13 protein-coding genes are annotated in these 12,610 nt (G+C 43.4%); 4 read left to right on the top strand and 9 right to left on the bottom strand.

All coding sequences use genetic code 11. The features are described from left to right. Positions 1–128: 128 nt before the first annotated feature. The gene (locus R8O11_RS21010) at positions 129–1,670 is read right to left on the bottom strand and encodes a glutamate synthase-related protein (protein WP_238975396.1); all 1,542 of its coding nucleotides are present in this window, start codon (positions 1,668–1,670) and stop codon (positions 129–131) included. A 156-nt stretch (positions 1,671–1,826) separates the two neighbouring features. Between R8O11_RS21010 and R8O11_RS21005 the strand changes: the two genes are divergently transcribed. Further along, complete coding sequence (locus tag R8O11_RS21005; protein WP_053307635.1) at positions 1,827–2,306, top strand: aminoacyl-tRNA deacylase; 480 nt, start codon at positions 1,827–1,829, stop codon at positions 2,304–2,306. Positions 2,307–2,481: 175 nt separating this feature from the next. Here the strand turns inward: R8O11_RS21005 and R8O11_RS21000 are convergent, their stop codons facing one another. The 3 genes from R8O11_RS21000 to R8O11_RS20990 all read right to left on the bottom strand — a co-directional run bounded on the left by R8O11_RS21000 (position 2,482) and on the right by R8O11_RS20990 (position 5,155). Then, positions 2,482–3,894: a coniferyl aldehyde dehydrogenase gene (locus R8O11_RS21000; protein WP_017820990.1), complete on the bottom strand. Its 1,413-nt coding sequence runs from the start codon at positions 3,892–3,894 to the stop codon at positions 2,482–2,484. Positions 3,895–4,019: 125 nt separating this feature from the next. Then, positions 4,020–4,592 carry a GNAT family N-acetyltransferase gene (locus R8O11_RS20995; RefSeq protein WP_047101443.1) on the bottom strand — a complete coding sequence of 191 codons (573 nt, stop codon included), beginning with the start codon at positions 4,590–4,592 and terminating at the stop codon, positions 4,020–4,022. 104 nt (positions 4,593–4,696) lie between these two features. Beyond that, complete coding sequence (locus tag R8O11_RS20990) at positions 4,697–5,155, bottom strand: NUDIX hydrolase (protein ID WP_053303530.1); 459 nt, start codon at positions 5,153–5,155, stop codon at positions 4,697–4,699. A gap of 168 nt (positions 5,156–5,323) precedes the next feature. On the opposite strand from R8O11_RS20990, the gene R8O11_RS20985 reads away from it, so the two are divergent. Further along, entirely contained in the window at positions 5,324–6,229 is a 906-nt protein-coding gene (locus R8O11_RS20985) for a DMT family transporter (protein ID WP_169644068.1), read from the top strand. A gap of 79 nt (positions 6,230–6,308) precedes the next feature. On the opposite strand, the gene R8O11_RS20980 is transcribed toward R8O11_RS20985, so the two are convergent. Continuing rightward, the gene (locus R8O11_RS20980; protein WP_005376506.1) at positions 6,309–6,623 is read right to left on the bottom strand and encodes a DMT family transporter; all 315 of its coding nucleotides are present in this window, start codon (positions 6,621–6,623) and stop codon (positions 6,309–6,311) included. Between the two features lie 394 nt (positions 6,624–7,017). Between R8O11_RS20980 and R8O11_RS20975 the strand changes: the two genes are divergently transcribed. Beyond that, a complete protein-coding gene (locus tag R8O11_RS20975) occupies positions 7,018–8,382 on the top strand; it encodes an endonuclease/exonuclease/phosphatase family protein (protein ID WP_318194407.1) in 1,365 nt (454 codons plus the stop codon). A 284-nt stretch (positions 8,383–8,666) separates the two neighbouring features. Here the strand turns inward: R8O11_RS20975 and R8O11_RS20970 are convergent, their stop codons facing one another. The 4 genes from R8O11_RS20970 to R8O11_RS20955 all read right to left on the bottom strand — a co-directional run bounded on the left by R8O11_RS20970 (position 8,667) and on the right by R8O11_RS20955 (position 11,520). Continuing rightward, positions 8,667–9,200: a hypothetical protein gene (locus R8O11_RS20970; protein ID WP_017635341.1), complete on the bottom strand. Its 534-nt coding sequence runs from the start codon at positions 9,198–9,200 to the stop codon at positions 8,667–8,669. Then, positions 9,194–9,580 (bottom strand): MAPEG family protein, encoded by a 387-nt coding sequence (locus R8O11_RS20965; protein WP_005376510.1) that lies wholly within the window; start codon positions 9,578–9,580, stop codon positions 9,194–9,196. The genes R8O11_RS20970 and R8O11_RS20965 overlap by 7 nt, the downstream gene beginning before the upstream one ends. A gap of 209 nt (positions 9,581–9,789) precedes the next feature. After that, positions 9,790–10,695 carry an EamA family transporter RarD gene (gene rarD / locus R8O11_RS20960; RefSeq protein WP_318194406.1) on the bottom strand — a complete coding sequence of 302 codons (906 nt, stop codon included), beginning with the start codon at positions 10,693–10,695 and terminating at the stop codon, positions 9,790–9,792. Positions 10,696–10,797: 102 nt separating this feature from the next. After that, positions 10,798–11,520, bottom strand: coding sequence for a sulfite exporter TauE/SafE family protein (locus R8O11_RS20955; protein ID WP_042520743.1), 723 nt, complete (start codon positions 11,518–11,520; stop codon positions 10,798–10,800). A gap of 444 nt (positions 11,521–11,964) precedes the next feature. Here R8O11_RS20955 and R8O11_RS20950 point away from each other — a divergent pair, with 444 nt between their 5' ends. Continuing rightward, entirely contained in the window at positions 11,965–12,495 is a 531-nt protein-coding gene (locus R8O11_RS20950) for a prepilin-type N-terminal cleavage/methylation domain-containing protein (protein WP_005376513.1), read from the top strand. Positions 12,496–12,610 lie beyond the last annotated feature (115 nt).

Genomic DNA, 12,610 nt, shown 5'->3' with positions numbered 1-12,610 from the left:
TATCCACCTCAAACAGCGTAGTCCATACACTGTTTTTTTAGTTAACGCCAAGTCAAAATTTCAAACATTTCAGCGAATAAATAATTGTTATCAAACATGTACCTATATGTAGAAAATATGGATAGAGATCAGTTTAAGTCCATACCTGAATACTTAATCCCAGACAGCCTCGCCATGTTGTGATCCCAGGTCGCTAAATCATGATGACTAAATTCATTCAGAGCGTGATGACCACACGCCCTCGCCATGACTTGCATGAGCTCGACCGAGGATTCGAAGAAATTTTTCAGTTGCTGGGATGACTTTTCGACGTCGAGACGCTGCCTCAAATCGGCATTTTGTGTCGCAATGCCTGCCGGGCAATTATTGGTGTTGCAGATGCGAGCCGCGACACAACCGATCGATTGCATCGCACTGTTTGCTATCGCTACTCCGTCTGCTCCAAGTGCCAACGCTTTGACAAAATCCGTAGGAACTCGCAACCCACCGGTGATGATTAATGTGACGCGGTCACTTACACCTTTTTCATCTAAGTACTTACGTGCACGAGCTAATGCAGGAATGGTGGGCACACTAATATGATCACGGAACATAGTTGGCGCCGCACCCGTGCCACCACCGCGACCATCTAAGATGATGTAATCAGCCCCAGCATCAAGCGCAAACTGAATGTCTTGCTCAATATGGTTGGCACTGAGTTTAAATCCAATTGGAATACCGCCTGTGATGCCACGAACTCTGTCAGCAAACTTTCTGAAATCGTGAGTAGTGTGAAGATCTTTGAACGTTGGTGGTGATATCGCTGGTTGTCCTTCGGGGATGCCTCTCACCTGAGAGATCTTATCTACATTTTTATTTGCAGGCAGATGACCACCCGTGCCCGTTTTTGCTCCTTGCCCGCCTTTAAAGTGAAACGCCTGAACATTAAGAAGCTTAGATTCGTCGTAGCCAAATTGAGCACTAGCAAGCTCATAGAAATACCGTGAATTAGCGGCTTGCTCTTCCGGTAACATGCCACCCTCACCAGAGCAAATCCCAGTCCCCGCCAACTCTGCACCTTTTGCTAGTGCAATTTTCGCCTCTTCAGAAAGTGCGCCAAAACTCATGTCCGACACCAACAAAGGAATGGCGAGTCTGAGCGGCTTACGCGCGTTTGGTCCCACAATCAACTCGGTAGACACAGGAACGTCTTCCAACAACGGTTGTGTCGCCATTTGCGCCACCATGATTTGTATAGCATCCCAATGTGGTAGCAAATGCCTAGGAACCCCCATTGCAGCCAACGGACCATGATGACCGAGTTTAGAGAGTCCTTCTCTCGCTAATTGGTGGATAAACTCGAGGGTTGGTTCTTCTTGAGTAGCAGACGCCGTTGGTTTGTCTCTTTTCTCTCGCTTTTGTTCCGGTCCCTCTTTACCGACTTGCTCTGCGGTAAATCGCTTGTGTGTACCATCACAAAAAGGAGCATTGGCGGTATGCTTACATTGGCAGAGATAGGCATCTTCGTCTTTTTCCGCACTAAAGCTCATTGGCTTTAAGCCGGTTCCCGAATGAGACCCATCGCAGTAAGGTTGATTTTTAGAACGCCCACATCGGCAGAAGTAATATTCTTGCCCAGCTTTCAACTCTACTTTGATCGGCTTGTTATCAGCGATGATTGGCTTGCTCATGTTGCCCCCTATTTATTATTGTTAACCATGCTTTCTCGCTGGCTTGCAATAAGCGTAGAACAGGAGCGTAAAGAGCGTCAGTGTCGCCGAGTAAAATGCGCGATTGTCGCCCGACTAACCTATACTTTTTATGGGTCTCATACACGTGGAGGCTATATGACGATTGCAACCCGATTAGATGAATATTTGACTGAGCATAACATTCACTTTCAAACCGTGAATCACAGCCACAGTCATAGCTCGCTACAAAGTGGTGTTGCAGCAGGTGTGCCTTTAATGAATATCGCAAAAGGTGTGATTCTAGAGGATCATGAAGGGCGTCATATGATGGCGGTCTTACCTGCCAACAACAAAATCAGTTTGTCGAGATTAAACGACGAATTTAATGCCACCTTCCACTTGGTGAAAGAGCATATGGTTTACCGACTCTTCACCGATTGTGAACACGGCGCTATTCCACCGATTGGTAGCCCTTACCACATGTCGACAGTTTGCGATGAAAGACTAGCAAACTTGGAACATGTCTACCTTGAAGCTGGCGATCATGAAACTCTGATTAAGCTGGACCGAAAGGCGTTTAAAGAACTGATGAACGACTGTAGATATCTAAGATTCAGCAGTGAAGTTCTGCATTAAACTTGCCAAGATCTCTCGACACTTCCTGAACAAGGCTCTTTCAACAAGAGCCTTTCTTTGTTTTGTTGGTAGCACGCGATGGAAGTTTCTCGGACTTTGGTGCCCAGCGTTTCAGAGCATATAGAAACAAAAAACCGCCTATTCGGGCGGTTTTTTATCAATCAAATCATAATTATTATCGAACAAAGATCTTTTGGATCGCTTTTATCGCCATAGCCCTACGGCGCATTAATACGCTCGTTCTTGGCAACCATTTCGGTGTGTGAAGAATGGTTTTCGCATGACTAAAAGTTCTGAATCCTTCCTCTCCGTGATAATGCCCAATACCCGATTCACCAACGCCACCAAAAGGCGCATCTTCAGCGCCAACATGTAAAACCGTATCATTAACGCCGACGCCACCACTGTGGGTGTTGCGTACAATATGTTTGATGGTCGATTTGTCGTCCGACATAACATACAGCGCAAGTGGTCTTTGGTGCTGATTAATGTAGTCAATCGCTTCATCAACGGCATTGTAGGGCTTAACAGGTAGAAATGGCCCGAAGATCTCCTCTTGCATGATTCGCATATTCGGCGACACATCCGTGACCAAATGAGGATACAGAAGTCGTTCCTCTTGGGGCGACGCTTCAACAGTGTGAAGGTTAGCACCTTGCGCTTTTGCATCCTCAAGTAGCGCAGTTAAACGATCATATTGTCGTTGGTTGACAATATGGGTCAGCTTTTGATTCTTGTTGGATTTTAAATAGAGCTTTTCAAAACGTTTTAAGAATAGCGAAATGAACTCTTCGACACGTTCTTGCGGTACAAACGCGTAGTCAGGCGCGACACAAATCTGGCCTGCATTAATGCATTTACCAAACAAGATAGCATCAACGGCTTTCTTCATGTCTGCATCTTTTGCAATGATCACCGGGGACTTTCCACCCAACTCTAACGTCACCGGGGTAAGGTTTTCCGCTGCCGCTTTTGCCACTGCGCGGCCAACACTCGTAGAACCCGTGAACAAAAGGTGATCGAATGGCAGTTGGCTGAATGCTTGTGCGACGTCTGCTTCACCCTCAAAAACTTCGACATACTCAGACAACCCACGGCAAATATCGACGATGACTTTATTGGTTTTTGGCGTAAATTCGCTGAGCTTCATCATCACGCGGTTGCCAGCAGCCAATGCTGTCACTAAAGGCGCAAGGCTCAAAATCACAGGAAAGTTCCACGGTGAAATGATCCCGACGACACCTAACGGTTGATACTGAACGGTGACTTTAGAAGGTGCGAGCAATAAGCCGGATTCGCGCTTGCTGGGTTTGCACCATTTTTTTAGTCGTTTGAGGGTATAATTAATATGCGAGACCGTTGGCAAAACGTCGGTCATGGCGGTATCAAATTCTGAGCGATAGCCAAAATCGTCACTTAACGCTTCAACCAAAGCTTGTTTGTTCTCAAGCAGCGATTTTTTTAACAAAACGAGGCGCTGTTTACGTTCATCCAAACTAGGATAAGGCTCGGCTGCATATGCCGCTTTTAAGCGTTCGAGGCTTTGCTGTAACAAGTTATCTACTTCAACCTCTGTGATTGCGTTCATGATGCTTCTCCTAGCCTAGTTTCTGCCAATGACGCCCCAAGTTAACACGAGCGCAACAATGTTACTATTGTAGCGCTCGTGAAGTTAGAGTTCGAACTCTGATTAAAATATTTCTGGGGTGGATACTACATCAAACGTAGTTCATAAATGCCTAGTCGTTGAGAGCGGTCAAGCATATCGAACTCATGATCAACGTATTCTTTTAATGTGGCGCCTGCACGCTCAGCAATATTGATGCTAGCGATGTTATCTTCCATACAATGGAACTGAATGAATTGTGCGTGCCCTTTCTGCTTCAAAAAAGGGATCAATACTGCGAGCACTTGATCAATCACACGATGGCCTCGCCCATTGTTGGCAAGCCAGTAGCCAATTTCAGTAACACGAGTATGTGAATCCACACCTTTAATGCCAATAACACCCGTAAGCTGCTCATCAAAATAAATTGCACACCAGTGGGAATCCAGCGCGTTACTGTTCACTCGCTGGGAAATGTAGTTCACAGCTTCTCTATGATTCGTGACAGAATCCGTCCAAGGTAGATAACCCTCAAGGCTCTCTCGGTGAGTGTTCACAACCTCTAGTAAAGCGGACGCGTGTTTCGTATTGAGGGGCTCAATTGAGACCCTTTGCGAGACGGAAAAACGCTTCTGTAAGTGATTTCCTTGATACGTCTCTTGGCATGTGACTTCATCCATAGATGTTATTCCTTTTTATTGTGAACGCTCAGCGCAAATCCTAACGCTTCATTTTATGAGAACAAACCTCTCTATAAAAACTAATCAAAGCCGTTGCCGTTCATTTAGCCCTTTTGATCGATCAGCGTAAATGGCGTTAGTGATGCCACATCTACATAATGTTTCCATACATGTTCATAGAGGTGATGCTGATTGGCAAACGGAGCAAGCTGCTTAGCTTCTTCAAGCGTACACCAGCGATACTCTGTATGCTCTTCGTTAAGAACAACTGATTGGTTAGGCGGACAAAATAGTACAAAACATGGGATAACCATGATGCGGTTATTTTTTGCTTCGTAGAACTGCTCTAGAAAGTCTGCTGTATGTAACTCAACTTGGTCAATTCGTGTCTCTTCTTTTAACTCTCTTAAAATGGTTTGCCACCCGGCTTCACCCGCTTCGATACCACCTGCAACATGGCACCAATAGCCACCTTTTACGCGTTTGAGTAACAGCATTTTTTCTATACCATCAATTTTTGAAATGACAACGCCTGAAACATGCGTTGCTTTTATCGGGATCATGTAAGCTCCTTAAATATCGAGTTTTTATTGTTACGCTGAGAGAGGCAGATTAATTGCTACGTATTCTACTGTTTATTCATCTTGTCGACAGAAGTGTTTGAGTTGAGAGGATTTAATCGCTAACTAAGTATGCTAAAGTGAGATCTGTCGCAACAAATGAGCAGTAAAATGTCCAATTCATTCAACACTATGATTCCCATCGGTGTGCGCTTTATGGTGCTTTCCGCGTTCGGCTTTGCTCTGATGTCGGCTACAGTAAAGCACGTCGGCAACTACGGTATCCCCGTTTTTGAAATCGTTGCAGCAAGAGCGCTCGTTTCACTTATCATTAGTTATTTCGATGTAAAGCGAAAACGAATTTCTTTATGGGGCAATAATAAGCCATTACTATTTGCACGCGGTGCTGTGGGCACGATGGCTCTGATGTGTGTATATTATTCAGTGACCACCTTACCTTTGGCAGAAGCGACGATATTCCAATATATTCATCCGGTATTTACTGCACTACTCGCCGTATTTTTCTTGAAAGAGCGCATCCAGCCGTCAACTTTCCTTTGTATTGCGTTGTGCTTACTCGGCATCTATATCATGGTAAGCCCAGAAACTGGGCAAGGCTCAGATAGCGCTTTACCAATGTTTAGCGTCATGATTGCGATCTTAGGCGCATTTGGTAGCTCAATTGCCTACGTCATTGTCAGAAAACTGAGTCAGACAGAAGACAGCTCAGTGATCATTTTCTATTTCCCGTTGGTTGCTCTCCCCGCTTCACTCTTACTGATTGGCGACGATTTTGTAATGCCCGATCTATATCTGACTTTCATGTTGGTTCTAGTTGGTGTCTTTACCCAAATTGGACAATTGGGGTTAACCAAAGCGATGCAAACTCAACAAGCGGGTAAAGCCTCCGCTTATTCGTATATCCAGATCGTATTTTCTGTGTTGTTAGGCATCATTTTCTTTGGCGAGGTTCCGATCATTTGGACGTACGTCGGTGGCGGTCTGATTGTTACAGGCGCATTAATTAATGCGTTTGGTCATCACTTGCGATTACCTTTTGTTAAGCGCAACGCTTGATATACCTACCCAGAACCGTAAACACGACATTTAGAAAAACAGCCAGAGTGACTCTGGCTGTTTTGTGTTTAGCCTAACGTTAAGCTGATATTTTTAACCCTGCGATACCAGCGACAATCATTAGCAAGCTTAAGGCTTTGATAAGTGTTGCTGGCTCATTGAACAGATAAATACTCACGACTGCCGTGCCTATTGCGCCAATCCCTACCCATACGCCATAAGCAATGCCTAGAGGCAAGGTTCTTAACGCAATGCCAAGCAACCAAAAGCTCAATAACATAAAGACAATAGTGAATGCCGAAGCACCGAATTTGGTAAACCCTTGTGAATATTTAAGACCGACAGCCCATGCGATTTCACACAAGCCCGCAATGAAGAGAATTCCCCAAGCCATGTCACATTTCCCAACGAGATGGGGTCGTCCCCGAGAAAAGATAGAGCGGTGAGGTCGTCCTCACTTCTGATTGACTACTTATTATATACGGAAATCTAAACATAAAAAATAAAACACGTCGATAAGCATACAACTCAAACATCTCATGCACTCTTAAATTCTACGCTTTTCTTTTTAACGGTGGCGGACTCTCTATTTCGCATCAATAACGACACCGTTTTTTAACAATTTACATATAACCTTCTGGTGTTGAAAGTGTTGCATTTATTGCACAAATCACACAAAAACTAATTGAACATGTAAATATGAAAACGTTTGTGTGACTAATATCGCTTAAAACAATGACTGATGACTTTAATATTCAGCCGAATTAATTATAAGGTATGACGTACCCATGAAAGCAATCAAAACCTCTATCGCTGTCCTTGTTGGCGCCGCTCTACTATCTGGATGTAATGACGATACTGAATACGTCAATGTTCAGCCTAAAGAAGTAAAAATAGCGACTTACAACCTCTCTTTTGACCGCGCTACCTTCGAAACTTTGGTAGATGAAATGCAAATTGAACCAACGCAGCAAGCTGCGTTGGTCACCTCTTATTTAGACGGTTCAATCGCAGCCGAAGACAAAACCACTGCGGAAAAAGTCATTCAAATTCGTAACGTTGCAGCAATCATTCAAAAGAATCGTCCTGATGTTCTTATGATGGCGGAATACAACAACGACGGAACAGGCGAAAACAAAGCAGCCATTGAAGGATTCCAGAAGAACTACTTGTCTGTCGCGCAAAGTATCGATGGCGCGGGCGGTGAAGCAAACCTTGAGCCTATTGAATACCCTTATGCTGAATCTTATTCAACTAATACAGGGTTGTTGAGTGAGTTTGATCTCGACAACAACGGAACCGCAGGTCAAATGCCAGGTGATGCATGGGGCTTTGGCATGTACCATGGTCAATATGCATTTGCCCTTATGTCTAAGTATAAAATTGACACAGCAAACACACGTACATTCCAAGCATTTAAATGGAAAGATATGGAAGGTGCGACAATTCCAACCATTACTACCTGTGACGGTTCGCAAAAGATTCCAGACGGCATGAAGTGTGGTGATGAATGGTACTCAGCGGAAGAGTGGGATCAAATGCGTCTATCTTCGAAAAATCACGTCGACGCGCCAATCATCATTCCAACTCGCAATGGCGAGGAAGTTGTACACTTGTTGATGTCTCATCCTACTCCACCAGTATTCGACACCGGTAAAAACAAAGCGCAAAACGCAGCAGAAGTGGAGTTTTGGCATCATTACATTCAAGGCAAAGACTATTTTTACGACGATGCGGGTAAAACAGGTGGCTTAACGAACGGCGCTAAATTCGTAATGATGGGTGATCAAAACCTTGATCCAGTGGCTGGTGACGGCATTAGCTCTGTAATGCAGAAGCTGCATAACGATCCATTAGTTAACCAAACCGTGATGAATGGTGAGCTTTACCCAACAAGCTTTGGTGCAGCTGAACACGCTGTTGACCGCAGTTCAACTCACCCATATCCGAATCGCATCACTTCAACGTTTGGCTTAGGGGTAGACTATGCCTTGCCTTCAGCAAATTTGAATGTAATAGACTCTGGTGTGTACTGGTCAGCGTCTTATGAAGAAGGCCGTAAACTATTTAACGATGCACGTATCGGTAAGTATGGTGATGGTAAGGATGTATCTTCCGACCATCGCATGATCTGGATTAAAGCACAGTTCTAGACTGCATAAAAAAAAGCCAACCACAAGGAGTCGTGATTGGCTGTATATATTTGTGAACAAGATGGTTCACTAACAACGTCAGTTGGCTAGGTGACCCTCGGCTTAGAAAGGGTCACTCATACTAAAGCATGAGACGTGCCAACTTTTCAGCGCACAAAAACAGGTTGTTATTTAATCACTTTCATTAAAACTTAACCAATAGCTACTGTTTGCTCACAGAATAAATTGCAATTTGCAAACTACCATTGGCATTTCGCAATAAACCTGATCTTTAGCTCTTGCTTTTATTGCTTCCTAGCTAAGTCGCGTGCAAGGATTAACGCAAGTCCGAATACTTGTAAGAAGAGTCCGATATTCTTGTACCAAGCGATCTTTTCATCCTGCTTTGCCATTACCTCATTGAGCTCTACATTCTCAATGTAGTAATTATCGATGCGGTCTCTATACGAAGCTTGTGCCTGATTTATCTTTGACATTAGTTGAGGAAGTTGATCAATTTTTATTTCATCCGACTCGTTATGAACCCAAGAAGATAAATGACCTGCTAATACCTCTTCTAGCTCTAAAGGTATCGCTACGCTCTGACTTATGTGCACATGCAGCAGTAAAGCTTCTCTTTTCCTTTCTAGGGTTTCCACACTGTTCCATGCGAGTTGGATGGAATACAAGTTTTCTGCTGTTTGCTCTGCGAGCTGCGAGTGCTGTTTACCCAACTTATCAAGGACTAAGCTAGTAACGATGATCGCGCCAATATTCAGTACTAATCCAATCAGAACGAGTACCCAAGGTGGTGGAATGTAACGTCGCAGACTTACCATAACTTATCGTATGGCAGGTAAATCATATTTAACACAACCAATGAAAGTATCACCAGAAATGTCACCTGCATCCCTCTAATGCGCTTTTTCAAGTCTTTTTTCAATATGCCTTTAGCATGAATAACTCGACCAATTACAAAAATAATACCGGTGAGATGTATCCATGTTGGGTAAGCACTATTGAATTCTAAAAGTGCCATTAAAATCAGGGTGATGGGGATATATTCTGTCGCATTACTCTGGGCACTACGAGCAATTTGTAGAGCCTCTACCCCACCATCTGCATAAGCAATTTGATTTAAGCGACGTTGCTTAATTACTTGAACAGCCAACCAAATAATGAGTATTGCGAGAATGTTGGCATACAGAGCTGTGATCATATGTCGTCCTTCTTGATCTGGTTTTCACTTATATAAGCGTGTCACTTGGCTATAACTATAGCGGTATCATTATGATAATGCGTCAAATAATCTCAAGTTATGATTTCTATTCGGGCAAAAAACGAAAGCCAATGCTTCATGACATTAAAAATGCCCTCGAATGGAGGGCATAAGAATAAAGAAGCTAATATGTGAGAATATTGAAACCACTATAAGGGGTGTTTGACCAGCTTTTTGCGCCGATGCCCTTTGATAATACTTTCAAAAATTGTGAACAACAGCCCTACCCAAATAAATGCAAAGGTCACCGCTTTCACTTCGTCAAACAACTCGCCAAAAAACATAACTGCCAACACAAACTGCAAGCTTGGCTCGATGTATTGCATTAGACCGACGGTTGATAAATTAGTTATACGTATTGCGATAGAATAAAATACGAGTGGTAAAAGTGTGATAGGTGCACTGCCAAAATACAAAAGCAATGTTGTGGTATCTGTGCCCGAAGCCAGTTCACCAGTTGCCCATTGTTTATAGAGCAAATATGCGAGTGCAACTGGAGTCAGTAACAACGCCTCAACAAACAAGGTTGTACTCCAGTCATAATTTATCTTCTTCTTGTACAGCCCATACAAAGCAAAGAACAACCCCATCGTTAGTGCGATAACGGGTAGCTGACCATAGTGAATCACTTGATACATAACACCAATTGTTGCCAACACGATTGCAATAAGCTTGCCTATTGAGAGCTTATCCCCAAGAATAAATACGCCCAGTGCAACAGATACTAATGGTCCAATAAAGAAGCCTAAGCTGGCATCGATGACCCGATGATGGGTCAAAGCCCAAGTGAACGCACTCCAAGAAATACACATCAAACTGCTCGCCACAAACGTGTACCACAAGGATTTTTTATCAAGCCAGATTTCTTTCCAATTCAGCTCTCGACGGGTTATCCCAAGTACAATTAGAAACCCGACAGGTACAGACCCAATGATTCGCCATGCTAGCAACTCATCCATAGAAGCATTCGGTAAATAACGATAATAAATTGGTAGCAATCCCCAGATCACAAAGGAGAATGCTGCCATAAAAGTGCCATAACGAGTGTTATTCATAAAACTATCGCCCATCTAAACGACCAATTTGGCGTAAGTAAACAAGTCCGCCATACATAAAAAGGAATGCAATCCCGCAGTGACTTTATGATGCAGATGGCATTATTGGCTCAACGCTTGTACGACGGCGGTAAAGCCACTTACAAAACACAACATAAGTGCCCCAAACCGAATCTTTTCTTTTGGTAACGACTGGGTAGTTTTCATTGCTAGCCAGTAACCAAGCGCCGCAGCAGGTAATAGAGGAATAGTAATGACCAAATGATGCAATGTGAAGAAGCCTACTGGGATTTGTACTATTAGTGAAATAATCGAACTGAAAACAAAAAAAGCCGATAAATTACCGCGTAACTGATTCGCTTCTTGATGCTGCAACAATAACGCCATCGGAGGGCCTCCAATCGCAGAACTGGTACCAAACAACCCAGAAAAGAAACCAGCACATGTCATACGCGAAGGCGTAGGCTCAACCCGAAACGGTAAAACACTCACCACGACTGCAAACAGCACCAACAAACCAATCCAAAGCGTGAGAGTTTGTGTAGATACAAAAAAGAGTAGCAAGCCACCAGCAATTGATCCCGGCACTCGCCCAATCAACGCCATCTTTAAACCGCCGATTTCAACACTACTGCGGTGCTTCATCGCATTCATCAACGAAATAAATAACGCGACTAAACAGATTGGCGCAGGAACATATTCTGGTGCCCAAAGAATCAGTAAAGGTGCGGCAACAATAGCCAAGCCAAAACCGATTGCGGTCTGGACATAAGAGCCAAGAAATATCAAACCTATTGCAAGGAAGTTTATCGAATCGAATTCCATTTAGATTATTCTTATATTTGAAAAATAAACACAAAACCAAAGCACATTCGCATGATGAATACCTCAGGCATACTGCGATATGAATTCCGCGTAGCATTCATCAAAGTGAATAAAAAGACAATCCATTTGTGCGGTTCGCCCTCATTTGCATTTTGTATTTCATTCCGCTGATGTACATGTTTGCTTACATCGAAGAGGATTCATGCTCGCCTGTTCACGCAGCATTTCTTCAGCGGAATTAATGACCTCTTAAAATCTAGCCGAATTAGACCCGTGAATTCTCCGTAGCATTTAATAGATTCAGTCAATTAGTGCGGCGTCCGTATAGCACTTTACAACTCACCTCTTTATACTATTGATCGATTTATCATTACCGTACTTATTTACACAATAAACAAGTGTACGGTCAGTGTTTTTCTACCTTTAACTTGCTGTGAAAATAATATGAAAAAACAAACGGGATTTACTCTAATAGAGTTAGTCGTAGTTATTGTCGTGCTCGGTATTCTTGCTGTCACTGCCGCGCCACGCTTTTTAAACCTTCAAAGTGATGCACGTGAAGCTCGTTTGGAAGGAATGAAAGGCGCTATTGCGTCAGCATTAGGCGTCGGTTATGGGAAAATGGCGATTGCGGGATTGGAAAGCAAGCCTTACGTTTCAAACTTCGTAGACAGTGCTTTAATGGCAGATTTACCATTTGACGGCTGTAATATTGGTGGTTCAAAGCGCTGTGTTTTTTTATATGGATATCCTGATTCTGATAGCGAATCGATGAAGTTACTCGTGCAAGGACTGAACGAAGAAGACTCGGATTGGAAAACATTTCATCACCCGGCTGGTTCAACAACTCGCGAAATGGTCATTGCTGCAGCCGACGAAAAAAGAGCTAGCCTTACACAATGTGGAATTTTATATGGGCCACCGCAGACTCCAAACGAGAGTTACACCTTAGATATTCTTCCCTGCCCTCAATAAAAATAAGGCTGCCAATCGGCAGCCTTATTTGTTTCATCTGTGCCGTCCTAAATAAGGTTGACACTTTCTACCCCCAAAATTGGAGAGTGTTATGAAATCAACAACTAAAAGAACT

It is taken from the genome of Vibrio sp. 1288 (assembly GCF_033344475.1).
The sequence above is the reverse complement of the archived record's forward strand: the minus strand, read 5'-3'. Positions and strand labels throughout refer to the sequence as shown.

What these genes read in the sequence shown, in the direction of transcription:
- R8O11_RS20965 (WP_005376510.1), bottom strand. Translation starts at nt 9,580, where the DNA reads ATGATCACAGCTCTGTATGCCAACATTCTCGCAATACTCATTATTTGG.
- R8O11_RS20975 (WP_318194407.1), top strand. Translation starts at nt 7,018, where the DNA reads ATGAAAGCAATCAAAACCTCTATCGCTGTCCTTGTTGGCGCCGCTCTA.
- R8O11_RS20950 (WP_005376513.1), top strand. Translation starts at nt 11,965, where the DNA reads ATGAAAAAACAAACGGGATTTACTCTAATAGAGTTAGTCGTAGTTATT.
- R8O11_RS21000 (WP_017820990.1), bottom strand. Translation starts at nt 3,894, where the DNA reads ATGAACGCAATCACAGAGGTTGAAGTAGATAACTTGTTACAGCAAAGC.
- R8O11_RS21005 (WP_053307635.1), top strand. Translation starts at nt 1,827, where the DNA reads ATGACGATTGCAACCCGATTAGATGAATATTTGACTGAGCATAACATT.
- R8O11_RS20985 (WP_169644068.1), top strand. Translation starts at nt 5,324, where the DNA reads ATGTCCAATTCATTCAACACTATGATTCCCATCGGTGTGCGCTTTATG.
- R8O11_RS20990 (WP_053303530.1), bottom strand. Translation starts at nt 5,155, where the DNA reads ATGATCCCGATAAAAGCAACGCATGTTTCAGGCGTTGTCATTTCAAAA.
- rarD (WP_318194406.1), bottom strand. Translation starts at nt 10,695, where the DNA reads ATGAATAACACTCGTTATGGCACTTTTATGGCAGCATTCTCCTTTGTG.
- R8O11_RS20955 (WP_042520743.1), bottom strand. Translation starts at nt 11,520, where the DNA reads ATGGAATTCGATTCGATAAACTTCCTTGCAATAGGTTTGATATTTCTT.
- R8O11_RS20980 (WP_005376506.1), bottom strand. Translation starts at nt 6,623, where the DNA reads ATGGCTTGGGGAATTCTCTTCATTGCGGGCTTGTGTGAAATCGCATGG.
- R8O11_RS20970 (WP_017635341.1), bottom strand. Translation starts at nt 9,200, where the DNA reads ATGGTAAGTCTGCGACGTTACATTCCACCACCTTGGGTACTCGTTCTG.
- R8O11_RS21010 (WP_238975396.1), bottom strand. Translation starts at nt 1,670, where the DNA reads ATGAGCAAGCCAATCATCGCTGATAACAAGCCGATCAAAGTAGAGTTG.
- R8O11_RS20995 (WP_047101443.1), bottom strand. Translation starts at nt 4,592, where the DNA reads ATGGATGAAGTCACATGCCAAGAGACGTATCAAGGAAATCACTTACAG.